The organism is Bradyrhizobium sp. AC87j1 (assembly GCF_002936975.1).
Taxonomy (GTDB): domain Bacteria; phylum Pseudomonadota; class Alphaproteobacteria; order Rhizobiales; family Xanthobacteraceae; genus Bradyrhizobium; species Bradyrhizobium shewense.
Genome location: NZ_PTFE01000281.1, coordinates 1 through 582, shown reverse-complemented (window position 1 = coordinate 582; position 582 = coordinate 1). Strand labels below are relative to the sequence as shown.

Annotated in this window: 1 protein-coding gene; it reads right to left on the bottom strand. The window is 63.7% G+C overall.

Going from position 1 to position 582, the window contains the following annotated elements; all coding sequences use genetic code 11:
* Positions 1-582 (bottom strand): oleate hydratase (locus CV770_RS41325; protein ID WP_201760275.1); only part of this gene is annotated, 582 nt, incomplete at both ends.

The window sequence follows — 582 nt, the reverse complement described above, 5'->3', positions numbered from 1 at the left end:
TTGCCGGAGAACGCCTCCATCCGGTCGAAGAAGAGTGGATCGCGGCAGGTGACGGTGAAGGACAGCCAATAGGATTCGGGGATCGAGCTGTTGAACGCGGCGGGATTGCCGAATTCGGGACGCTCCTGCGCGATCGTCTCCCACAGCGCCCAGCCCTGGCTGTCTTTCTTGGTCAGATGCGGCGGCGGCTCTGTCATCGTGCCGAGGCTCGAGGCGTCCGTCATCGAGCCGTTCTGGAAGAATACGAGATCGCCGTCCTCGAGCCGGACATTGGCGATGCGGCCGTCGCGATCGAGCACGAGCTGGCGCACCCGCAAGCGTCCGCCCTCGCGCTCGATCGCCATGTCGGTGACGCGCGTGCCGCGCACGAACTGCACGCCCTGCCGCTTCAGCCAATCCGCAAGCGGCCGCACGATCGCGTCATACTGATTGTAGACGGTGCGCTTGACGCCGGCGAGCGTCTCGATGCGCGGAAACTCGTTCATGAAGCGGTGCAGATAGCGCTTCAGCTCGACCGCGCTGTGCCAGGGCTGGAACGCGAAGGTGGTCTGCCACATGTACCAGAAATTGGACTCGAAGAAT